General features: G+C 64.3%; 21 protein-coding genes. 9 read left to right on the top strand and 12 right to left on the bottom strand.

Features of this window, described 5'->3' with window-relative positions; genetic code table 11:
- Positions 1-7: 7 nt before the first annotated feature.
- The 4 genes from ftsH to ACTHNR_RS24750 all read right to left on the bottom strand — a co-directional run bounded on the left by ftsH (position 8) and on the right by ACTHNR_RS24750 (position 3,595).
- The gene (ftsH, locus tag ACTHNR_RS24765) at positions 8-1,918 is read right to left on the bottom strand and encodes an ATP-dependent zinc metalloprotease FtsH (protein WP_440551106.1); all 1,911 of its coding nucleotides are present in this window, start codon (positions 1,916-1,918) and stop codon (positions 8-10) included.
- A gap of 24 nt (positions 1,919-1,942) precedes the next feature.
- Positions 1,943-2,413, bottom strand: a complete 471-nt coding sequence (locus ACTHNR_RS24760; RefSeq protein ID WP_440551195.1) for a universal stress protein — start codon at positions 2,411-2,413, stop codon at positions 1,943-1,945.
- Between the two features lie 19 nt (positions 2,414-2,432).
- Positions 2,433-2,771: a carboxypeptidase-like regulatory domain-containing protein gene (locus ACTHNR_RS24755; RefSeq protein ID WP_440551104.1), complete on the bottom strand. Its 339-nt coding sequence runs from the start codon at positions 2,769-2,771 to the stop codon at positions 2,433-2,435.
- Positions 2,772-2,944: 173 nt separating this feature from the next.
- Positions 2,945-3,595, bottom strand: coding sequence for a BON domain-containing protein (locus tag ACTHNR_RS24750; RefSeq protein WP_440551102.1), 651 nt, complete (start codon positions 3,593-3,595; stop codon positions 2,945-2,947).
- A 198-nt stretch (positions 3,596-3,793) separates the two neighbouring features.
- On the opposite strand from ACTHNR_RS24750, the gene ACTHNR_RS24745 reads away from it, so the two are divergent.
- The 3 genes from ACTHNR_RS24745 to ACTHNR_RS24735 all read left to right on the top strand — a co-directional run bounded on the left by ACTHNR_RS24745 (position 3,794) and on the right by ACTHNR_RS24735 (position 6,466).
- Positions 3,794-4,675, top strand: coding sequence for a TIGR00730 family Rossman fold protein (locus ACTHNR_RS24745; protein WP_440551100.1), 882 nt, complete (start codon positions 3,794-3,796; stop codon positions 4,673-4,675).
- 167 nt (positions 4,676-4,842) lie between these two features.
- Positions 4,843-5,043: a hypothetical protein gene (locus ACTHNR_RS24740; protein WP_440551098.1), complete on the top strand. Its 201-nt coding sequence runs from the start codon at positions 4,843-4,845 to the stop codon at positions 5,041-5,043.
- Between the two features lie 37 nt (positions 5,044-5,080).
- On the top strand, positions 5,081-6,466 hold the full coding sequence (locus tag ACTHNR_RS24735) for an MBL fold metallo-hydrolase RNA specificity domain-containing protein (RefSeq protein WP_440551096.1): 1,386 nt from the start codon (positions 5,081-5,083) through the stop codon (positions 6,464-6,466).
- Here the strand turns inward: ACTHNR_RS24735 and ACTHNR_RS24730 are convergent.
- Both ACTHNR_RS24730 and ACTHNR_RS24725 read right to left on the bottom strand, forming a co-directional pair.
- A complete protein-coding gene (locus tag ACTHNR_RS24730; protein WP_440551094.1) occupies positions 6,463-6,699 on the bottom strand; it encodes a UDP-glucose 4-epimerase in 237 nt (78 codons plus the stop codon). The genes ACTHNR_RS24735 and ACTHNR_RS24730 overlap by 4 nt on opposite strands.
- A gap of 88 nt (positions 6,700-6,787) precedes the next feature.
- Positions 6,788-7,438: a BON domain-containing protein gene (locus tag ACTHNR_RS24725; protein WP_440551092.1), complete on the bottom strand. Its 651-nt coding sequence runs from the start codon at positions 7,436-7,438 to the stop codon at positions 6,788-6,790.
- Positions 7,439-7,736: 298 nt separating this feature from the next.
- On the opposite strand from ACTHNR_RS24725, the gene ACTHNR_RS24720 reads away from it, so the two are divergent.
- The 5 genes from ACTHNR_RS24720 to ACTHNR_RS24700 all read left to right on the top strand — a co-directional run bounded on the left by ACTHNR_RS24720 (position 7,737) and on the right by ACTHNR_RS24700 (position 13,132).
- Complete coding sequence (locus tag ACTHNR_RS24720; protein ID WP_440551090.1) at positions 7,737-8,582, top strand: universal stress protein; 846 nt, start codon at positions 7,737-7,739, stop codon at positions 8,580-8,582.
- 49 nt (positions 8,583-8,631) lie between these two features.
- Complete coding sequence (locus ACTHNR_RS24715) at positions 8,632-9,459, top strand: universal stress protein (RefSeq protein WP_440551088.1); 828 nt, start codon at positions 8,632-8,634, stop codon at positions 9,457-9,459.
- A gap of 288 nt (positions 9,460-9,747) precedes the next feature.
- Positions 9,748-11,916 carry a sensor histidine kinase gene (locus ACTHNR_RS24710; RefSeq protein ID WP_440551085.1) on the top strand — a complete coding sequence of 723 codons (2,169 nt, stop codon included), beginning with the start codon at positions 9,748-9,750 and terminating at the stop codon, positions 11,914-11,916.
- On the top strand, positions 11,913-12,560 hold the full coding sequence (locus tag ACTHNR_RS24705) for a response regulator (RefSeq protein ID WP_440551083.1): 648 nt from the start codon (positions 11,913-11,915) through the stop codon (positions 12,558-12,560). The genes ACTHNR_RS24710 and ACTHNR_RS24705 overlap by 4 nt, the downstream gene beginning before the upstream one ends.
- Before the next feature lie 161 nt (positions 12,561-12,721).
- Positions 12,722-13,132: a response regulator gene (locus tag ACTHNR_RS24700; RefSeq protein ID WP_440551081.1), complete on the top strand. Its 411-nt coding sequence runs from the start codon at positions 12,722-12,724 to the stop codon at positions 13,130-13,132.
- Positions 13,133-13,138: 6 nt separating this feature from the next.
- Here the strand turns inward: ACTHNR_RS24700 and ACTHNR_RS24695 are convergent, their stop codons facing one another.
- The 5 genes from ACTHNR_RS24695 to ACTHNR_RS24675 form a co-directional block, all read right to left on the bottom strand.
- Positions 13,139-13,447: a hypothetical protein gene (locus tag ACTHNR_RS24695; RefSeq protein ID WP_440551079.1), complete on the bottom strand. Its 309-nt coding sequence runs from the start codon at positions 13,445-13,447 to the stop codon at positions 13,139-13,141.
- Between the two features lie 225 nt (positions 13,448-13,672).
- Positions 13,673-14,470 carry a glycine-rich domain-containing protein gene (locus tag ACTHNR_RS24690; RefSeq protein ID WP_440551077.1) on the bottom strand — a complete coding sequence of 266 codons (798 nt, stop codon included), beginning with the start codon at positions 14,468-14,470 and terminating at the stop codon, positions 13,673-13,675.
- Positions 14,457-17,879: a bifunctional diguanylate cyclase/phosphodiesterase gene (locus tag ACTHNR_RS24685; protein WP_440551192.1), complete on the bottom strand. Its 3,423-nt coding sequence runs from the start codon at positions 17,877-17,879 to the stop codon at positions 14,457-14,459. The genes ACTHNR_RS24690 and ACTHNR_RS24685 overlap by 14 nt, the downstream gene beginning before the upstream one ends.
- 442 nt (positions 17,880-18,321) lie before the next feature.
- Complete coding sequence (locus ACTHNR_RS24680) at positions 18,322-19,431, bottom strand: porin (protein ID WP_440551075.1); 1,110 nt, start codon at positions 19,429-19,431, stop codon at positions 18,322-18,324.
- Positions 19,432-19,772: 341 nt separating this feature from the next.
- A complete protein-coding gene (locus ACTHNR_RS24675; RefSeq protein WP_440551073.1) occupies positions 19,773-20,666 on the bottom strand; it encodes a LysR family transcriptional regulator in 894 nt (297 codons plus the stop codon).
- Positions 20,667-20,784: 118 nt separating this feature from the next.
- Between ACTHNR_RS24675 and ACTHNR_RS24670 the strand changes: the two genes are divergently transcribed.
- A complete protein-coding gene (locus ACTHNR_RS24670; protein WP_440551071.1) occupies positions 20,785-21,192 on the top strand; it encodes a DoxX family protein in 408 nt (135 codons plus the stop codon).
- Positions 21,193-21,202: 10 nt separating this feature from the next.
- Here the strand turns inward: ACTHNR_RS24670 and ACTHNR_RS24665 are convergent, their stop codons facing one another.
- On the bottom strand, positions 21,203-22,405 hold the full coding sequence (locus ACTHNR_RS24665) for a YncE family protein (RefSeq protein ID WP_440551069.1): 1,203 nt from the start codon (positions 22,403-22,405) through the stop codon (positions 21,203-21,205).
- Positions 22,406-22,426 lie beyond the last annotated feature (21 nt).

Raw genomic sequence — 22,426 nt, 5'->3', positions numbered from 1 at the left:
TCTTTCGTTATGTTTCGCTGCCAATGCTTCTTGGCACAGGCTCGACAGGATCCATCGCGGGTGCGCTAGCAGCCGCAGGCGGCTGCGGCGCATCGCCCTCGATCAGCCGCATGAGCGCATCGTGATCCAGCACCTCGCACTCCAGCAACCGCTTGGCGATTCGCTCGAGCGGTGCGCGACGTTCGCGCAGCGTCCGCTCCACGCGTTCATGCGCCTCGCGCAGCAGCGCTCTGACCTCCTCGTCCACGAGCCGCGCCGTGCTCTCGCTGTAGCGAGCGCCATCGGTCGGCGCCGGGTAGGTCGTCGAGTTCAGCGTCGTTAGGCCCACGCGCTCGCTCATGCCGTAGCGCTCCACCATATGACGCGCCATCGCGGTCGCGCGGTCGAGGTCGTTCTCCGCCCCGGTCGATACGTCGCCGAACATGATTTCTTCGGCCACGCGTCCACCGAGCAGCGCATCGAGCCGGTCGAGCAGTTCGCTTTTGCGCAGCACGTAACGATCTTCGGTCGGCACTTGTTGCGTATAGCCCAGGGCGGCGATGCCGCGCGGAATGATCGATACCTTCTTGACCGGATCGCAGTGCGCGCGGCTTTGCGCGACGAGCGCATGCCCGGCTTCGTGATGCGCGATGATGACTTTTTCCTCCGCGTTCATCACTCGGCTCTTGCGCTCCATGCCCGCCATGGCGCGATCGATCGCCTCGTCGAAGTCGTCCATCTCGACGGCGGCCTTCTCGAGTTCCGCCGCATGCAATGCCGCCTCGTTGACGACGTTGGCCAAGTCGGCCCCGACGAATCCGGGCGTGCGCGCCGCGATCTCCGCCAAATCGACATCGGGCGCGAGCGTCACGTTTTTGACGTGCACGCCGAGTATTTGACGGCGCCCAACCACGTCGGGCCGATCGATGGCGATATGGCGATCGAAGCGCCCCGGCCGCAAGAGCGCGGGATCGAGGATCTCGGGCCGGTTCGTCGCGGCCATGATGATGACGCCGGAATTGGGCTGAAAGCCGTCCATTTCGACGAGCAATTGATTCAGCGTCTGCTCGCGCTCGTCGTTGCCCGAGGTAACGCCGGCGCCGCGAACCTTGCCGAGCGCATCGAGTTCATCGATGAAGACGATGCAAGGCGACTTTTGCTGCGCCTGTTGAAACAGGTCGCGCACGCGCGCCGCGCCCACGCCGACGAACATCTCGACGAACGCGGAGCCGCTGATCGAAAAGAACGGCACCGATGCCTCGCCTGCCACGGCTTTGGCAAGCAGCGTCTTACCCGTGCCCGGCGCGCCGACGATCAGCACGCCCTTCGGAATCTTGCCCCCGAGCCGCCGATAGCGTTCGGCGTTACGCAAGAATTCGACGATTTGCTGCAATTCGGCTTTGGCCTCGTCGATACCGGCGATGTCGTCGAAGCTCACGCCGGTCTCCTTCTGCATATAGACGCGCGCCTTGCTTTTGCCCACGCCCATGAAATCCTGCATCGCACCGCCTCCGCCGCGCCGCATCAGCAACGACCAAACGAAGAAGAACGCGACGATCGGAGCGATCCAGGAGAGAAGAGAGCCGAGCCATGTGCTGTCGCTCTCTCCTCGATAGCGGATGCCTTCCTGCGCCAGCGCATCGCTTAAGCGATCGTCGGCCACCCGTACCGTCGTGAAGCGCCATGGCGCGCCCTGCGATTTCACCGCCTGCGCATCGGAGGCAGTCAGCAGTGCGCCGGCGCTCGGCATGCGCAAGTTGCCCGTAATCCGCGTCGGCGTGATCTCGAGGTTATCGACTTGGCGGGCCGCGACGAGCCGGCGGAAGTCGCTGTAGTCGATCGGTTGGGCCGGTGCGCGCAACGTCAGCAGTTGGAAAGCGATCAGCACCAGCAAGCCGATCGTAAGCAGCGTACTGACGAGATCGTTTTGGCGGTCCATGGCGATTGACCGGCGGCGCTGGGTTTACGTCGACGCAGCTTCTGGTTCTTGCCCTGCCCGCACGAGCATCACCGGGCATGTCGAGAAGCGCAAGAACCGCTCGGAAACGCTGCCGAGGACGAGCCTCGGCATGCCGCGCCGGCCGTGCGTACCCATCACGACGAGATCGATCGCGTGAGCATCAACGTAGCGCTGCAGGCACGTTGCGACGTCGTCGGCCATGCTTTCGGTCTCAATCAATTCCTCGTCGCCCGTCACGCCCGCCCCGCCGAGCGCCTCTCGTACTTGCGCCAGTGCAGCGCGGCCGTCGCCGCGTAGCGCGTCGAGCAGCGCTTGCGGATCGTAGTAGCCGCCGTAGTTGAACAGCGCCGACTTATCGACGACGTACACCGCGTGCACGGTCGCATGCGCGAGCGATGCAATGCGCACGGCTTCTTCGATGGCGCGCTTGGACGACGAGCTGCCGTCCACTGCAAGCAGGATGTTGCGATACATCATGGTTCTCCTCGCGTCGTTAAGACTCGTTGGTGGCTAAATGAAAATCGAGGCGCGCCGTGCCGTGCGCCGGCACCGTCACCTGCCGGGTTTGACTGGCTTGGCCGCTTTGCGCGGTCACGCGGTAGCGCCCGGCGGGCAGCCTGACGAGCAGGTACGGGCCGTCGGTGCGCGCGGTAAAGACGTTTTTCCCCGTCGCGGATGCGATCGTCACGTCGACGTCGGACAAGTATTCGCCGCCGCGGCCCGCCACCATCACGTTCAAGCTGTAATGGGACGCCATCTGTCGCATCGCGGCGACCTGCTCCTCTCCGATCCCGCCGCTCACGTATTCGATGCCGTTTTGCCGCAGCACCATCGGAGCGTCTTCCGATAAGGAGGGCGATGAGGACGGCGCAGGCGACGGCGGCTTCGCCGAAACTTGACCTGCCATCGCACCGGCCACGCATAGCGCCATCACCCACCACCGATTTCGTCTAAGCATTTTCAGCCTCTACCGTTTCGTGAATTCATGAAGGCGTCGATCGACGATCATTCGACCGTCATGCGATCGATGACGTCGCGCACCCCGCGTGTCGCCCATGCGACTCCGTGCGCCGCGCGCTTTTCGGCGAACGAATGCACCGCGCCGCTCAGGGTCACCACGCCGTCGCGCACCTCGATCGTCAATCTCTGCGCATCGGCGCGCGCACGCCGTTTGAGCGCGCCGAGAATCTTGGCGCCGATCTCGTCCGGATTCGCTTCGCCACACACCGCGATGCGATTGACGATGCCCACGACGCCGCGCAGCCGCCCCACGGCCAGTTCGGCCGCGCGGCGCTGATGGCCCCAATCGAGCGTGCCGGCCAGCGTCACGCAGCCGCGGTCGACCGTGACGGAGATCGCATCCGCCGGCAGCCCTTCGGTGGCATCGAGCACAGTGCGCACTGCTTTTTCGATCTCGCCGTCGGCGTCCATGGATGCGCCGTCAGCCGATACTTGCAGCCGAACGACGAAGGCCCGCACACCGTCGACGCGCTGCACGGCCTTCTCCACCGCGATCTTTTGCGCAAGGCTCGGCACGGTGCCTTCCAACGTGACGACGCGCTCGCGAACGCTGATTTGGATGCCCTCTTCCTCGACGGCCGGGTCCCATTCCAGTTCGTCCACTACGTCTTGCCTGAGTTCTTCATCCGACTTCATCTGCCATGCTCCATCGTCGTTCTTGCGCTCGTTGTCCGCGCCTTCTCCGGCAACAGGCCGTGTGCGTCGCATCACTCGCGTAACAGTTCATAGCATCGCCCACCGGCGCGCGGGCGCCTTGATACCGATCAACTTCAGCGCGTCGACCAGGGCGCAGGATGGAAAGCATCGACAAGCCCCCCCGGCAACCGCACTTTCATGACCGACGAGCCCAACGATGAATCGGCGCGCATCCGCCGCCTGATCGACAGCCCAAGCTACCGCCAGGCCGACGAAGACCGCGCGTTTTTGCAGCAGCCCGAGATGTGCGGGGTGCGGCTGCAGCTCGACTATTGGAAGACCGAGCAAACCTTGCAGCGGCACGGCATCGAGCACACGGTGGTGGTGTACGGCAGCACGCACCTCGTCGCTCCGGAACAAGCCGAGGCTCGCTTACAGGCGGCGAGGGAAGCATTGGCCCGGAACCCGGGGAACGACGGATGCCGTCAGGCCGTGCGCACCGCACAGCGCTTGGCCGCCTCGAGCGGCTATTACCTCGTCGCACGTGCGTTCGGCGCCCGAGTCGGGCACTTGTCGGCGCACGGCGCATTCGCGGGCCTGGCGATCGTCACGGGCGGCGGCCCCGGCATCATGGAAGCCGCCAACCGCGGCGCCTACGAGATGGGCGGGGCGAGCATCGGCCTCAACATTTCGCTGCCGCGCGAGCAATACCCGAACCCCTACATCAGCCCGGACCTGTGCTTCAGGCTGCATTACTTCGCCATCCGCAAACTGCACCTGCTGGAACGCGCCAAGGCGGCCGTGTTTTTCCCGGGCGGCTACGGTACGTTCGACGAGCTGTTCGAGGTGCTCACGCTCCTGCAAACGGGGAAGATCGCGCCGCTGCCGGTCGTGCTGGTAGGCGAGCCGTATTGGCGGCGCGCCGTGAATTTCGACTTTCTCGTGGACGAAGGCATGATCGCGCCCAGCGACGCCGCCCTGTTTCGCTTCGCCGAAACGGCCGATGAGATCTGCGAGGCCATCTCGCACTGGTATCGAGGAAAGAACGAGACGGAGGCCGACCATGCCGAACCCGTGTAGGGAAATGCCGACAGCCGTGCCCGCGCGCCTACGCGAACATCAGCGCGCCCTTATTTGCAGTGCTCGCGGCGCGACCAATACTTCAGACATCGGATACCGCATCCGCAGAGCCGGCGTCGAACCCTTCCCAGCCCGGCTCTCGACGAAACGCCATACGGAGAGCCGCCATGTCGACCCAAGCTGCGAACACCCCCTCGACCGGGACCGTCGACGACATCCTCGAACTTGCGCGCAAGGCGGGCCTGCTCGTCACGCTCGACGGCCAGATCGGCCGCGAAAAGTACCAAAGCGTTGCCGGCTCATTGACTTCGTTCTTGCGCTTCGTCGACGCGCTGCGCGACACGATCGAGGCCGACGTACCGATCTGATTTCCCACCGATCATCGAATTTGGAGCCTTGAACACCATGCGACTGACTTTTCTCGGCGCGACCGAAACGGTGACCGGCTCCAAGTACCTGCTCGAAGCCGCCGGCGTGCGCATCCTGATCGATTGCGGGCTCTTCCAAGGCACGAAAAACCTGCGGCTGCGCAACTGGTCGCCGCCCCCTGTCGATCCCGCTTCACTCGACGCCGTCGTCGTCACCCATGCGCACATCGACCATACCGGCTACCTTCCGGTGCTCGTTCGCATGGGCTACAAAGGCCCGATCTACGCTACGCCCGGCACGCGCGACTTATGCGGCGTCATGTTGCGAGACGCCGCGAAGCTTCAAGAAGAGGAGGCCGAATACGCCAATCGGCACGGCTTTTCGAAACATCGTCCCGCGCTGCCGCTCTACACCCTCTACGATGCCGAGCGCGCGCTCGAGCAAATCGAGGCGCGCGAATTCGACACGCCGGTGCTGCTAGGGGAGCACGCGGGTTTTCGCCTACTGCCGGCCGGCCATATCCTGGGCGCGGCCAGCGCAATTTTTCATATGGCCGGCAAGGTCATCGCGTTTTCGGGAGACGTGGGCCGCCCCAACGATCCGATCATGCGTGCGCCGACGCCGCTCGCGCATGCCGACTACTTGATCGTCGAGTCGACCTACGGCGACCGATTGCACGATACGACCGATCCGCTCGACGAACTCGAAGCGCTCTTCGACCATACGTTCCGGCGAGGGGGCGTCGTCGTCATTCCGAGTTTCGCCGTCGGCCGTGCGCAAGCCATCTTGCGATACATATCGATTCTCAAGACGACGGGCCGCATGGCGAACGTGCCGGTCTTCCTCGACAGCCCAATGGCGGTCAGCGTGACCGAGCTTTACCGGCGCCACGTGAGCGAACATCGGTTGACGATGTCGGAAGCGGACGCAATCAGCAAAGCGGCCGTCATGGTGCGCACCGTCGATCAATCGAAGGAAATCATGAATCGGCGCGGGCCGATGGTCGTCATCGCCGGCAGCGGGATGGCCACGGGAGGCCGTGTGCTTCACCATTTGAAGGCGTTCGCGCCCGATTCGCGCAACACGATCGCGCTCGTCGGCTATCAAGCGGCCGGCACGCGCGGCGCGGCGCTCGAAGCGCATTCGCCCGCGATCAAGCTGCACGGCGAATATATTCCCGTACGCGCCGCCGTCGAATCGATCTCGTCGCTGTCCGCCCATGCGGATTACAGTGAAATGCTCGATTGGCTCGGCAAGATGACGTCCGCCCCCGAACGGACGTTCATCACGCACGGCGAACCGGCCGCGGCCGATGCATTGCGACGGAGAATCGCCGAACAATTGCATTGGCGCTGCGACGTCCCGAGCTACCTCGAAACGGTCGAGCTTGCGGAAGGACACACGGCGCGTGCTTGCACCTAAACCACGAAGGTCTGGGTCATCTTGTGGTCGATCCAAAGCATGCCTTCGCGCAGGCCGGCCAGCAGCGCTTCGCGTTCCACCTTGCTTCGGGTGGCGTGCGTGAACTCGTGCGAGAATGCGCCGCGCACGCCGTCGTGCTCGACGCGTATGCGGCACACGAACCCGCCCGGCTCCGGCGAGGTTTGCGCGAACACGCGCCAATTCGGCCCCTGCACGCTGCTCGAAAGCGTCATGATCGCGTCTCCTTGACGTCTAGTCGTTCAATCGTCGGACGAGTGCGTTATCGCTCATCGCTCATCGCTCATCGCTCGTGGCTTACGCTCAACCCACGTCGAGATCGTCGATCACGGCATGCACGCCCGGCGCCGACCATGCCGCGCCGCGCGCGGCCGAGCGCCCGGCGTACGAGTCGACCTTGCCTCGCAGCGTGACCGTCCCGTCGCGCACCTCGACAGCGATGTGCTTGGCCTCGCGCTGCGCGTGGCGCTCCAACGCGCGCCCGATTTTTTCGGCGATGTTTTGCGCGGCCTTTCCGCTCGTCACTTCGATCAGATTGGATACGCCGGTCACGCCGCGCATATGGCTCACGGTACGCGTCGCTAGATGACTCAAATGCGCGCTCGCCACTTCCCCGCGCAACGTCACCCAGCCGTTTTCCACTTGGACCTTGACGGCCTCCTCGGAAAGGCCGACCGTCCAGCGCAGCATCGCACGCACGGCGCTCGCGGTGTCTTCATCGGTGCGTATGTCCTCGCCCGGCAGCCGCACCGCCATGGCGACCACTACGGCCTTCACACCGGCCACGCGCTGCGCCGCCTTTTCCGCCGCAATCTTTTCCGCGTAGCTCGACGGGTGGCCCGACAGCGTCACCACGCGTTCCTTCACCTCGACGCCGATTTCGGCCGCATTCACCGCGGGATCGTAGTCGAGTTCCTCTTCCACTTCCTGCTTCAACTGCCTATCCGTCTTCATCGCTTGCTCCTTGGGTATGCGCTAAGCGTTCGCGACGCACCGCGATGCGCTATGTCGATACTGCCGCGCCGCGCGCGCGCCCTTCTGACCTGCGTCAAGTTCCGATGCAATCGATCCGCTCGCCACGGCGAACCCGCCCGCGCCTGATCGATTTATTGGGGTTCCGCCCGCGCATGCGGCGCCTCGATTGACTTGGGTCAAGCCCGTAGGGACTGCAATGCCTACACTCGTATCGACGCATTCAACGATTGACCAGAGCGTCGACGCTTTAGACGAAGCTTTAGACGGAGCGACCGCAATGAGCTACAAGAGCCTTCTCGTGCACCTGGATACGAGCCAAGCCGCGTTGCCGCGGCTCGAGTTCGCCTTTCGCCTCGCACGGCAATTGAACGCCCACTTGACGGCCCTGCTCACGCTCGTGCGTCCGGAATCCGGCTCGTTCTACGTCATGGCCGGCGCCGCCGAGTTCCTGGCGGAACACGATCGCGTGAGCACGGAGCGCAGAAACGCGCTCGAGCGTTGGTTCAAGGCCGAGACGGCGCGCACGACGGTCTCCGCCGATTGGCGCGTGGCGACCGACCACGCGACCGACGTCGTGCGCAATGCGGCGCGCCTGGCCGATCTCGTCGTCGCGGGACAATTCGATCCAGACGACCCGGGCTCGTTCATCGCCAATCAATTTCTCGAGCACCTCGTGCTGGATGCGGGCCGGCCCGTGTTGATCGTGCCCTACGCCGGTGATTTTTCGACGATTGGACTGCACCCCGTGGTGGCATGGGACGGCAGCCGGGAAGCCGCCCGCGCCGTCGCGGACGCCACGCCGCTTTTCATCCATGCGAAGCAAACGACGATCGTCACGATCGGCGCGCAAGGCGGCGAGCCGCCGGGAAGCCGATTGCCGGGCGCCGACATCGCCGCCGTCATCGCACGCCACGCCACGGCCGCCGCGGTTACCGTCGAGGAAACGCAAGCCGAACCGGCCCGAGCGGTGGGCGACGCGCTGCTGACCCGCGCGGCCGAACTAGGCGGCGATCTCATCGTGATGGGGTGCTACGGCCACGCGCGCTGGCGCGAGCTTGTACTCGGCGGCGCTTCGCGCGTGATCCTCAAGTCGATGACGATGCCGGTACTGATGTCCCACTAGCCCCATGCAGGAACTCGTTCCAAACCGACCGCACCGATAGGGAAACGTCATGAGCTACAAAACACTGCTCGTTCATATCGACGACAGCAAGCGCTGCGACGCGCGCATGGCTTTCGCCGCCGACCTCGCGGTGAAGTACGGGGCGCACCTGGTCGGCTTGTACGTCGTCTGCCAAGACGTCCTGCGGCCGCTGTTGAGCGGCGATGAAAGCCTCGACTTGAGCGCCAACGAGGCACGCCACGCGCAGTTGGCCATCGACGCGCAGGAGCGCTTTACGGCCGTCGCCCAACGCACGGGCTGCCCGTTCGAGTGGCGCGCGCCGAGCGGGCCGTCACTCGAAACCGCCGTGCTGCACGCGCGCCACGCCGATCTGATCGTGCTGGGACAGGAAGATCCGAACGATGCGGCCACCCGCATCGCGCGGGATTTCGTCGAAGACGTGATCATGACCGTGGGCCGTCCCGCGATCGTCCTGCCGCATGCCGGGCGTATTCCGACGTTCGGCGAGAGCGTACTCGTGGCATGGGACGGCGGGCGCGAGTCGGCGCGCGCGCTAGCCGACGCGATCCCGATCCTGAAGCATGCCCGCTTCGTCACGGTCGTGACGATCAGCAAGCAGCCGGAGGCGGGCGCCCCCGACGATATCGACGTCGCCGCCTACCTCGATCGTCACGGCGTGCGGGCCAGCTTCGCGACGGTGCCGCGCCCGGCTGGCGTAGGTACCGGCGCCACCTTGCTCAATCAGTTGAGCGACCGTCATGCGGACCTGCTCGTCATGGGTGCATACGGCCACGCCCGCACGCGCGAACGCGTGATCGGCGGGGTCACCAGGACGCTGTTCGAAACCATGACGACGCCCGTATTCATGTCGCATTAGCCGCCAAGCGGCGTCCACCCCGTTCCGGGTACGCGCGGGATCAAAGTCCCGCGCGGTTGAGCGCTCGCCTTCGGGCGGGCGTCTTTTTTTTCTTTTCTCTGACCTATCCTTCCCGTTAGCGGCGAACCGGCCGACGGGGCGATTTCGCGCGCCATTGGCAGCCGCGCGCTAATCTAGGACAATTCGGGACATGTCCGACGATTTTCGCCATGCGGTTCGCCCGACACTGATTTTCGGCCCCGCGCGCTTTTCAAGCCGCGCGGATATTCCGTCACCCGCAGGATGCGCATGCCCGCAGTTGGAACTTCCCCGAAGCCGTCCACCCCGCCCGGCGGCGCGGCGAGCGGCAATGCTTCGCTGCGCGCCCCGCTGCTGGCCGCCGCGGGCACGGCCGTCGTCGTCTTCGTGGCTGCGGCCATTTCGGCATTGATCGTCCGGAACCATCTCATGGACGTCGCTCAGGCCAACTTCGACGCCCGTGCTTCGCACGTCACATCGGATATTCGGCGGGAATTGCTGCTCTGCTCCCAAATGCTACGCGGCGCGGGCGGGCTGGTCGCGGCCCAATCGCAGTCGGCCGGCGACGGCATGCCCTCGCCGGACGCCTGGGACCGGTACGTGTCGCGCCTCGATTTGGACGATGCCCCGCCCTGCATCCGCACGCTCAGCTACGCCGAAGCGGCGTTGCCCGCGGGAGCAAGCGCCGACGTGCCCGCGGCGCCGCTCGCGCGCACCGTTCTCACGTGGCCGTCGAAAGGCGACTCGGCCGACGGCGCCGACCTCGGCGTGAACGAACTCACCCGGGCGGCGCTGATGCGCGCGGCCAACAGCGGCGACACGGCCATGTCCGTGCGCGCGTTGCCGCGCGACGGCGTGAGCCAATCCGAGCCGCCCGAGAGCCAGGGCCGGGCACGGGTCGACCTGTATTTACCGGTCTACCGCACGGCGCCCCCGCCCACGCTCGCGGCGGCCCGGCGTGCCGCGTTGATCGGATTCGTGCTGGCACGCATGGACACCGAATACTTGTTCGCGAGCATCGCGGCGCACGAACCGCGCATGGAGATTCGCGTGGCGGCGGGTCAGCCGGCGGTGTCCCTGTATCCGCCGGGTGCGCCGCTCGCCCAGCAGGATGAGCACCTGCCGGGGTTTCACCGTACCGACACGCTGCGCTTCGGCGGCGAAGCGATGGTGCTCCAATATTCGACCAGCGACCCCTCCCTCGCGGCATCGGCCGATTTCAGCAGCAGCGCCATCCTCTCGGCCGGATTCGCCGCCGCGCTCGTCGCCGCCGCGGCGGTGTTCGCCTTCATGCGTACGCGCGGCACGACCCTTGCGGAAGCCGGTCGTGCGCGCTCGCGATTGTCGCAAAACGAAGCCCGCATGATGGCGATCATCCGGGCCTCGAGCGAGGCGATCATCACGATCGACGAGCAGCAGCGCATCGTCATGTTCAATCCCGCCGCCGAGCAGGTTTTTCGCTGCTCGGCCATGGAAGCGATCGGCACGCCGATCGACCGCTTCATTCCGGCGCGGTACCGCGAGGGCCATCGCAAGCATGTCGAGCGGTTCGGCGAAACTGGGGTGACGGAGCGCAAGATGGGGCGGCAACAACCGGTGTTGATCGGGCTTCGCGCGGACGGCGAGGAATTTCCGATCGAAGCGTCGATCTCGCAGATCATCGACGGCCAAAGCAAGCTCTACACCGTCATGATGCGCGACGTGACCGAACGCGTACACGCGGAGCAGGCCCTGAAAACCTCCCGGCAAGAGCTGCGCGAGCTGTCGGCGAACCTGCAGAGCGTGCGGGAAGACGAGAAAACCCGCATCGCGCGCGAACTGCACGACGATCTGGGCCAGCAGCTGACGGCGCTGAAAATGGATCTTTCCTCGGTCGAGCAATCGCTGGCGGAGACGCCGGCCGCGCCGCCGCTCGTCTTGGCTCAACTAAGCGGCATGCGGCGCCTCATCGATTCCACGGTCGGCTCGGTGCGCCGCATCGCAGCCGATTTACGGCCCGTCATGCTGGACGATCTAGGCTTGCTGCCTGCGATCGACTGGCTGCTCAACGATTTCACGACCCGCTACGGCATCGAGATCGAGCGCCGCATCGAGCCCGGCAGCGCCGCGTTCTCGCGCAACGGCGCGACGACGCTGTTCCGCATCATGCAGGAAGCGCTGACGAACGTCGTCCGCCACGCGGAAGCGACGCGCGTGTCGATCGCGCTCGTGGTCGAGGGCGACGAATGCATGCTGCGGGTCTCGGACAACGGGCGCGGCGCACGCGATGCGTCGGCGACGGAGGGACACGGGGAAAAATCCTTTGGGTTATTGGGCATTCGCGAACGCGTGCATATCTTGGGCGGCTCCGTTTCGATCGACACCGCGCAGGACCGGGGGTTCACGTTGACGGCACGCGTACCGCTCGCGGCAATACAACAGGAAGAGGCTTTGCCATGACAAGAGTACTGCTGGCCGACGATCACGCGCTCGTGCGCGATGGACTGCGCCATATTCTCGAGGGGACGAGCGGCTTCGACGTGGTGGGCGAAGCGAACGACGGGCCGAGCACGATCTCGCTGGTGCGCGGCACGCCCGCCGACGTGCTGGTGCTCGACTTGTCGATGCCCGGGCGCAACGGCATCGAACTCGTGAAGCAAATCAAGGACGAGCTGCCCAACCTACGCGTGCTCGTACTGACCATGCACGCCGAACAGCAGTATGCCGTGCGCGCATTCAAAGCCGGCGCATCGGGCTACCTGACGAAGGAAAGCGCGAGCAAGGAGCTCGTTTCGGCATTGACCAAAATCTCGGCCGGCGGCGTATACGTGAGCTTGTCGATGGCCGAGCGGCTCGCGCAAAGTCTGAACGAGCCCACCGACATGCTGCCCCACCAACGCCTTTCCGATCGTGAATTCGACGTCTTCCGCCGCATCGCGGGAGGACAGACGATCAGCGAGATCGCGCACGAACTTTGCGTCAGCGCGAAAACGGTCAGCACGTACAAAACCCGCATTCTCGAAAAGATGCAGATGCCACACGAAGCCGCCCTGGTTCGCTACGCCATCCAACACAAGTTGTTCGAGGACAGCGAAGATTTGTAACGAGGCGTTACCGTCGTTCGCGCGTATTTCGCGTGAAGGGCCGGCGCTTGGGCGGGACGTATGGCCTGTAGGCATCGCCCTACACGCGCCTTCACGATCGCCTACACCACATTCCTACCGAGCCGATATTTATTTCGTAAAGCGCTGACGATACTGTGCTTATGAAATCGACCACGCCTTCACCGTTGAGAGTATTCGTCGTCGACGAATCGACACTCGTGCGCGAGCGCTTGACCCGGCATATCGGGCCGGACGGCGCCGCGTGCATCGTCGGCGAGGCGGAGGACGTGGAAACCGCGCTCCAGGGAATTGCCGATACAGAAGCCGACGCCGTCGTACTCGACCTGCGTCTGATCGACAGCAACGGCATGGACTTGCTCCATGCTCTGCGCGGCAGAACCGATCCGATCGTCACCATCGTGTTGACCAATTACGCGTCGCCTGTCTTTCGCGAAGCCAGCGTCGTGGCCGGCGCCGATTACTTCTTCGACAAGACGACGGAATTCGATTTGGCGATGGAAACGATTGCTCGTCTCGCCCGGGAGAAAGCGCATACCGCGGGCGATGCGTAACCCGTCTTACTGAGCGGTCGTCCGGGCGATTTCGCTGCCCCGATGACCGAGTTCGCGCTCCGCATAGTCGAAGGCGGCGCGCACGGCCGCTTCGGGATCGCGATCCGAGCAATGCGGCATGGGAACGAGGCCTCGCTCCGGCGTCACGATATCGAGCCTCGCATCGTAATAAGGCCCGTTCGGGCCGTGCAATGCCTCGACCGCGAGATGGCAAGCGCTGACGAGGCGCGCGTATCGCATGAGCCGTAGCAATTGAATGCCGGCCTCGGCTTCGATTCGTGCCGACCCGGGAAACCCGAGGTACACGATTTGCATGCCGATTCCCATCTGCCGACCTCCGCGTTCAAGCACCCATCGCTAACAAGAGCGGTACACCTGCCAATGGCGATGCACCGATGTCCATCTTCGCGAAAGCGGCTTTGAGGCGGTTTGACCTGAGTCAACGGAGCGCGATGGGGCGCTAACGAAAGCAAGAAGCGTCGGGGCGCGGCCCACGCGTGGCCGGCTAATACGGACGCGCCCCATGGGCGGACGGTACGCTCAGGCGCAGCGCAGCAACGCAGGCGCGGGCGCCGCGACGGGGCGGACGCAGTACGCCACGGTGCTCGCCGCAGGTCTCACGCAATAGGCCGCGGCGTCGGCTTTTGCCATTGGCTTCACGCAGTACGCTGCGGCATCGCCCTTCGCCATCGGCTTCACGCAGTATGCTGCCGCGTCACTCTTCGCCATCGGCTTCACGCAGTATGCTGCGGCATCACCCTCTGCCATCGGCTTCACACAGTATGCGACAGCATTGCCCTTCGCTTCGGGCTTCACACAGTACGCTGCCGCATCACCCTTTGCCATCGGCTTCACGCAGTACGCTGTGGCATTGCCCTTCGCTTCGGGCTTCACACAGTACGCTGCCGCATCACCCTTTGCCACAGGCTTCACGCAGTACGCCCCGCTCTCGCCTTCGCCGAATTCATGCGCGGCCAGGTCGTTGCTCGCCTGAGCCAGCGCGAAATGGCGCGCTTCATCTTCGCCGCCTTCGATGCCGCTGTACGGATCGTGATGGATCATGTATCCGAATATCCGCTCGCAATCGGCGCCATAGCGCTGCGTATCGAGAATATGCATGTGCCAGAACTCGTCCACCGCTTCGCTGGGAACGATCGGCGCGTCGGGATACTTGGCCGCGAGCTTCAGGAACTGCCGATAGCCGGCTTCCGCCCGCTCGATTTCCTGCAAGGCGAGCTCGCCGCCGTGCCGGTGCATGAACTTCGCTTTGATGAGACTGAAGTCGAGTTCGTCAATGGCTTGGAACATCTCGGCGATACCCCGTTTAGTGGTCTGCATGATGCTTTTCCTTCAAGGCGTGATGGGAGCGATCGGCTTGACCGTTGTCGGCTCCATGGGTTGACGATCTCGCGCTAGGCACGAGATTCGGATCCGCGGCGCGACCGAGAAAACTCTCGACATCGGCAGCTGGAATGGGACGGCTGAAGAAGTACCCTTGCACTTCGTCACAGCCTTCTTTACGTAAAAAGTCGATCTGCTTCTGCGTTTCCGCGCCTTCGGCGATGACGGCCAGCCCCAGGCTGTGCCCGAGCGCGATGACGGCGCTCGTGATCTGCGTGTCGCTATGGCTGTCGGGCACGTTGCGAATGAACGACCGGTCGATCTTGACGGTGTCGATCGGGAAGCGATTCAAATACGCGAGCGACGAGTAGCCCGTGCCGAAATCGTCGATCGACAGGCGCACGCCGGTGCGCTTGATCGCCGCGAGCCAGCGCGCCGCTTGTTCCGGATGACGCATCACCATGCTCTCGGTCAGTTCCAGTTCGAGAAATTCGCCGGGCAGGCCTACGTCCTCGAGCGCATCGAGGATGCTTTCGTGCAGGCGAGGATCGGCGAACTGCCGCGCCGACAAGTTGACGGCGACATGAATTGGCCCCAAGCCGCGGTTGCGCCACTCGGCGGCCTGCCGGCACGCTTCGCGCATCACCCATGCGCCGATCGGCACGATGGCGCCCGTTTCTTCCGCGATCGGAATGAAGTCGCTGGGCGGCACGGCGCCGAGCGCGGCGTTGTTCCAGCGCAGCAGCGCCTCGACGCCTGTGCAGTGGTTCGTGCGCAGATCGATGCGCGGCTGGTAGACGAGCGCGAATTCGTCGTTCTCCACCGCATGCCTGAGCTGCGCCTCCATCTCGACCCGACGATGCAGCGACATGCTCATCTGACGCACGTACATCTGATAGGTGTTCTTGCCGCGCTGCTTGGCGCCATACATCGCCATGTCGGCGTGCTTGAGCAGCGTCTGCGCGTCGTCGCCGTCGCCCGGGAACGAGCTGACGCCGATGCTGGCGCTGATTTGGAGCTGCGAGCCGCCGATCATGAACGGCTGCGCCAGCGCCGCTTGGATGGCGTCGATCGTTTCCATGACCGGCGCCGCGCCGTCGCTCGGCTGTTTAACCAGCACGACGAATTCGTCGCCCCCTAGCCGCGCGATCATGTCGGCGCTCGATAGCGCATCGTGCAAGCGCGCCACCACGGCGCGCAGCAATAAATCGCCGACGTTGTGTCCGAGCGAATCGTTGACGTCCTTGAAGCGATCGAGATCGATGAACAACACGTGCAACGCCGAGCCATCGGCCCGCGCCCCGGCCAGCAAATCGTCCAGATGCTCGCGGAACTTCAAGCGATTGGGCAGGCCTGTCAACGCATCGTGCGTGGCGAGGAAATGCAGATTGTCTTCGGCTTGGCGGCGCTGCAGGAAGTGGCTCATCTGGCTCACGATCGAGCGCGCCATGACCAATGCCTGCGGCTCGATATGACGCCGCTCGCGCGAGTAGAACTCCGCCACGCCTACGACGATCGAGCCCAGACGCAGGGCGAACGAAAACGTCGTCGCGATGGCCGCTTGCGCGAGCCATGCCGCGTCGCCGCCGTGCGATGCGTCGCTGCGCGACGTATGCCAGCGCGGCGCGGCCGGGGCGCGCTCCTCGTTCGTGACGCTCGGCGCATGGGCGAGCAGCCAAACATCGAGATCGCCGTCGATCGCCGACGACGTGGCGCAGAGCAGTTGCTTGACCCCGGCCGGCGTGGGATAAAACGCACCGGCGTCCCAATCCATTCCGCGCACGACCGATTCGATCAAATGCCGGCAAACGTCGAACTCGTTGCCGGCGGTGGCGAGGTACAGCGTAAACGCGTGCTCCAGATCGCGCGCACGTTCGATCGATTTCTGCTTCGTGATTTCGAGCGCCGTGCCTCGCAACATGCGCGAGCCGGGCGCGCCGTAAGCGTGCCCAATCACGCGCAGCCAGCCGCGCCGGCCATGCAGCGATCGATAGCGGCACTCGATCTCGAACGCACGACGCGTCGTCAAGGTCGCCTTCGCCTGGTACAGCACCGCGCGCCGGTCCGGCGCATCGATCGCGCGGAGCACGGCCTTGAGCGCATGGGCCGACTCGCGCGTACCGAGCAGGCGCGCCATTTCCTTGGAAAGGTGCGCCTCGCCCTCATCGAGATTCACGCGCCAGTCGCCAAGATGCGCGATGCGCTGCGCTTCGGCGCGCGCCGCTTCGCTTTCGCGCAAGTCGTACGTGATCCTGTCGGCCAGCTTCACGGCGCGCGAGCGCGAACTGGACAGCGCGTACGCCAGCCCGGCCAGCAACGCGCTGATCAGGAGTCCCGATACGAGCGCGAGGTCGGGCAGAACGCGCTGCGTCCCGCTGAGCGCGGCCGGATCGGCGGAAAAATCGATGACCCACCGCCGGCCCGCGAACGGTTGCTCGGCGCGTCGCTGCAACAGCGTTACCTTGGCCGTACGCGCAGCACGCGGCGCATTCGGCACGACGACAGCGGCCGCACGCCCGGCCGTGCGCAGCGAGACTGGGGAAAACGTGGGACGAACGCTCGCCGCGCCGTCGACGCTGTCATAGAGCAGCGAATCTTTCGACACCGTCTTCGGCGGCTGGCGCATGCTGCCCGCGTCGTAGATCTTGAATTTGATGACGCGCAGCGTTTCCGCGCTCAGCAGTCCATCCATCATGTCGTTGATGCGGATGCCTGCTCCCACGGAGCCGATATACGCGCGGCGGCGCTCAGCCACCGTCGCGGTGGGCATCCCACGAAAGTACACCGGCATGCGCATCGCCAGTCCGACGAATTTTGCGCCGCGGTCGTCGAGGATCAAGCGTCCGCTGCTGATGGCCTCGCCCGAGTCGCGCAACGCCTGCATCGCGGCGCGGCGCTGCGGCAGCGCGTCCATATCGAGTCCGACGGCCTCGCGATTGGCGGCCAGCGGTTCGAGATAGGTCAGCACGTCATAGCTGTCCCGCATCCCCGGCGGGTGAATGGAAAAGTCGATCCCCGCTTGCTGCAATATCTTGTCCTTGCGCTGTTCGTCCACGAATCGCTCGACGTTCTCCGCGCGCAGATACGTTGCGTAATTCAACGTTTGAAAACCCGGATACCGCCCGGGCAAATCCAATCCCGCGACGAAATCGCGAAACTCGTCGCGCGTCACGTTGCTGTCCTCGCCGAACAGCGCTCGCATGGTGACGAGCACATCGGTATAAAGCCGAACGCGCACGGCGATTTGCTGTTCGACGCTGCGCGAATCGTTGTCGAAGCGCAGCCGCGCTTCGCGCTCGACGAATTGCTGGCAAACCGAATAAACCATCACTGTTGCGGCCAGCGCGAGTGCAAGCACGCCGAGCGCGAATCCCTGCGCATACCAAGCGCGGCAGGTATGCCTCATCCGTTCCAAGAGTGCTCGCACAACGTTTCCCCTAAATCCCGCGCTACCGAACGAGCCATCCCGCCCGACGCGCGAGTTCAGCGTGCACACGCCCTCCGCGCAGGGCCCATAATGGCCACGCGTCCCGGGTCGGCGCTGCACGCCTCCTATTCCGTTAATCGATTGCCGGCGGGTGGATTACCCAACACCCTCTACCCGGCCCATGCGCTCGATGAAGCGAGCGAATAATGGGAGCGACTACTTATCACCCTCGTCTGGAGCCGCCATAAAAATTTGGTTTTCTTATAGGCTCTTTTGTACGAAGGATAGGGGTGGAGAATATTGATACAAGTCAAAGAAACCCTATCGTAAAAAACCCGCGCCCCGCTCCACGGGGGGTAGCGTACGGACATCCATACGCAAACAGTGGTTTCTAAAACGTGAGATCTAGCAACAATTACCGCTAAAACAAGTGTCTCATGCCAAGTGAAACGACTGTTTGAGAATTGGAGCTCGAGGCGGGGAGAGAGAATAACTGTGCGCGCACGCCGCTACTGGCGCGCAAAACGACCGCATTCAAATATACATCGGTGCGTTTCGAGAAGGCGTAATCGATACCGCCCACTATTTGATTCCAATGCGCCTGCCCCAGTTTGGAGTAAGCGTAACTCCCAGCCACTGAAAACGCGTAATTCACCGAATACTTAACGCCGCCCTCGGCCGTTCGCAACGATGCGTCCGCTCCGTTTTGGCTGAAATTCACGAGCGTGAACAACCCGTGCACGAAGGCGGGCCCCCATTGGTAGCCCGCCCCGACGCCCGCGACCGTCAGCTTGTCGAAGACGCGAAACGGCGACAAGAGCCCTTGCGGCCCGGTGCCGACAAGGGGCGCACCCAGCACCGTCGTGCCGATACCGAACGCGGCTGTGTAGTTGTGGATGCCCAGATAAGCGGCGCCCGCGCGAAAGGGCCCATGCGCATAGGTCGCCCCGAACGCCACGGCGCTGTTCGCGACGAAATTGCCGGGCTGCCCGCCAAACGCATAGAGCCCGCCGAACTGGAAGCCGCCGAACTCGGGCGTCAGATAGCGCACGGCGTTGTCGATGCGCTCCGCGCCCAGCCGGTCGAGATCGCCCAAATGGAACGCATAGACGGAAGGCGTCAACGTGCCCGCGGCGAACTGTGTGAGGTTCGTCGACATGAAGTCGTATTGCCGGCCGAAAGTCAACGTACCGAATCGGTCGCTGGCGAGGCCGACGAACGCCTGCCGGCCGAACTCAAGCCCGCCCTGCGAAAACCGCCCGTCGTTGAGCGTGAAGCCGTTCTCGAGGCGAAACACGGCTCGCCATCCGTCGCCCAGCGGCTCGACCCCACGCAGTCCCCAGCGATCGGACTGCCCGACGCCGCTCGTTTGCACCCAAGCGTGCTTGCCGCTTTCGTTCGTCACGAACGAAACGCCGCCGTCGACGATCCCGTAGAGATTCACCGTGCCTTGAGCCCGCGCGGCGGCCATCGCTGCCAGTAACGCCGCGCCCGCGACCCAGCCCGCACCCGAACGAATCGACGTCCTCATTGCGCCTCCTTTGCATGCTGCCGTTACGACGACACATACCCGCGCTCAAGGAAGCCGAGGCGCCGAGCCAACGATAGTTGTGCTCGGTCAAGATTGCAACATCGAAAATGCGAAGCGTACTGCTAAATATGACAGGCGATGGGCGCACGCCTTCGGTTCATCAGGGCATGATTTCTCCGGTAAGGCCACCTAGGCCGACCGCTCGTTAATCACTCCGTCATCCCAAGCAGCGCGCGCACGTCGCGATCGGGCCGCGCAATCGCTCACGAATACGAAGCCGTCGCGCTCGATCGCGTCGTGCCTTTACCGAACCGGAATGTCAGCGCGATGCAAGCGGTGTTTCAGCGCAAGCGGGCGTCGTCGGAAATGAAATCGAGAAACGAGCGAACCTTGGGCGATAGGTATTGACGGTGGCGATAAACGCCGTAGAGCTTCGTGCCGAAGAAACGATAGTCGGTGAGCACGGCCGTGAGCGCGCCCGCTTGCAGATCGTGCGCGATCAACGCCTTCGGCAAAAACGCGAGCCCCATGCCCTCGAGGGCGGCCAGGCGCAGCAGCGATTCGTTGTTCGTTTGGAGCGCGGGATCGAACTTCAGCGTTTCGACGCCGCGCGGCCCTTCCACTTCGAGCGAATGGTTGGCGGGCAGCATCGAATAGCCGAGCATCGTGTGCCGTCCGAGCGCTTGCGCATCGGCGGGCGCGCCGGCCTTGCGCAAATAGCTCGGCGCGGCCACGAGATGAAACGTCACGGGCGCGATCGGACGCGCGATCAGCGCCGGCCCCAGCGAAAGCGGATTCGTCACGCGCAGCGCGAGATCGAAACCTTCTTCGACAAGATTGACGAATCGGCCCGACAGGTCTACGTCCAGGCGCACCTCGGGATAGCGCGCGCGGTAATCGTTCAGGATGCCGACGAAATCCGGATTGGCCATCCAAACGGGCACGCTAAGCTTGAGCGTGCCGTGCGGCGAGGCCGTGGATTGGCTGACCGCCGCTTCGACGTCGTCGAGCTCGTCGAGCAGTTGGCGAACATGCTCGAAATACGTCGCGCCCGATTCGGTCAGGCTCAGATGGCGGCTCGTTCGATTGAGCAGCAGCGACCCTAGGCGCCGCTCGAGATGCATGACGTGCTTGCTAGCCATCGCCGGCGACATATCGAGCCTGCGAGCCGCCGCGGCAAAGCTCTTGAACTCCACCGCGAGGCGAAAGACGCGCATGCTCGTAAGCGTATCCATCCGATCGTCAACCAGGAGTAAATGATGGATCAATCATAGCCGAGTTGTTCAGGACTGCCGACGATCGTATCGTTGCCGATCTTCCTATCCCCGGACTCGTCAAGGAAATCAAACTATCATGATCAACGACAAAACCGCCCCGCTGGCCGCGCTGCTCCTGCGCCTGAGCCTGGGCATTCTGTTTCTCGCGCACGTGGGCCTGAAAGTGTTCGTGTTCGGCGTACCCGGCTTCGTCGGCTATTTCGCCTCGCTGGGCTTGCCGGCGCTTGCGGCCTATTTGACGATCGCGCTCGAACTCGTCGGCGGCCTCGCGCTGATCCTGGGCGTCTACGCGTCGTGGGTGGCCGTGCCGCTGGCGCTGGAAATGTTCGGCACGGTCGTGCTCGTCCACGGGGCGAACGGCTGGCTTTTCACGAACAAGGGCGGCGGCTGGGAGTATCCCGCGTTCTGGGCGATCGCGCTCGTCGTGCTGTTCCTGCTCGGCGACGGCGCCTATGCGCTGCGCCCCGCCAAGCGAGGCGTCTGAACGTGCCGCGCTAACGCATGTTGCCCGTATGCCCGAGCGAATACCGCCCGGGCTGCGGCCATACGGTCAGCCCATGCGGCTCCATGCCGACGGGAATCGACTTCACGGCGCCGCTCGACGTATCGAAGGCGTAGACCACATCGTCGAACCGCCCCGATAGCCAGAGCGTCTTGCCGTCGGCGCTGACATTGCCCATATCGGGGCTGCCGCCGCCAGGGATGGGCCACGTCGCGACGACCTTGCGCGTCGAAAAATCGAGCACCGACACACTGCCCTGGCCGTGCCGGCCGCCATGGACGTGGTTCGAACCGCGGTTGGCGATGTAGAGCTTGGCGCCGTCCCGGCTCGGATAAAGACCATGGGTGCCGACGCCGGTCTGGATGAAGCCGATCTTCCGAAAGCTGTCGCCGTCGACGACGTACACGCCGTCGGCCATCATATCGGCCACGTAGAACACCTTACCGTCGGGCGACACGCGGATGTCCTGCGGCATGCCCTTCTTTTGCAGCTCCAAGTAGCCCACCACCTTTCGCTGCGTCATATCGATCTTGGCGAGTTTGCCGCCGAACTCGCAGGTGAAGATCGCGTATTTTCCGTCGATGGAAAAGTCGGCGTGATTGATGCCTTTGCACTCGGGCACGGCGAGGCTCGAGCGCAGGACCATCGTCTTCGGATCGCGGAAATCGAGGCGCGCGTGCGCCTCGGCCACCACGATCGCATCCTTGCCGTCCGGCGTGTAGTACATGTTGTAGGGATCGTCGACCGTGACAGCGGCGCCGGGTTTTCCGGTCGTCGGATCGATCGGCGTCAAGCTGCCGTCGGTGCGGCCTTCCGCATTGTTGGTGACCCACAGCGTATGCAGATCCCATGACGGCACGATGTGCTGAGGGCTGCGCCCGACGGGAAACTTATCGACCACCTTGAACGTCGACGGATCGATCACATAGACGTCGTTCGATCGCAGGTTCGGCACGTACACGCGCGCGAGCGCGCCGTTCACGGCGGCGCTCAAGTGGTTCGCACGCGCTTCGCCGTACAGGTTCGACGGGTCGACGACCGGCGGCATGCCGTCCACCGTTTGAATCCCCCCCGCCGATGCGCCGCACGGCGCCAGCGCGATCCATGCGCCGACGATCGCGCCGCGGATCGACGAAGCCAACCAGAGCGGCGAAGGCGTCCGCGAAACGCGGCGGCCGTTTTCGTTCAATCGCATTGCTCCCCCTCCCTGTCGATG

The organism is Trinickia sp., from assembly GCF_051954495.1.
In the GTDB taxonomy this organism is placed as follows: domain Bacteria; phylum Pseudomonadota; class Gammaproteobacteria; order Burkholderiales; family Burkholderiaceae; genus Trinickia.
The sequence above is the reverse complement of the archived record's forward strand: the minus strand, read 5'-3'. Positions and strand labels throughout refer to the sequence as shown.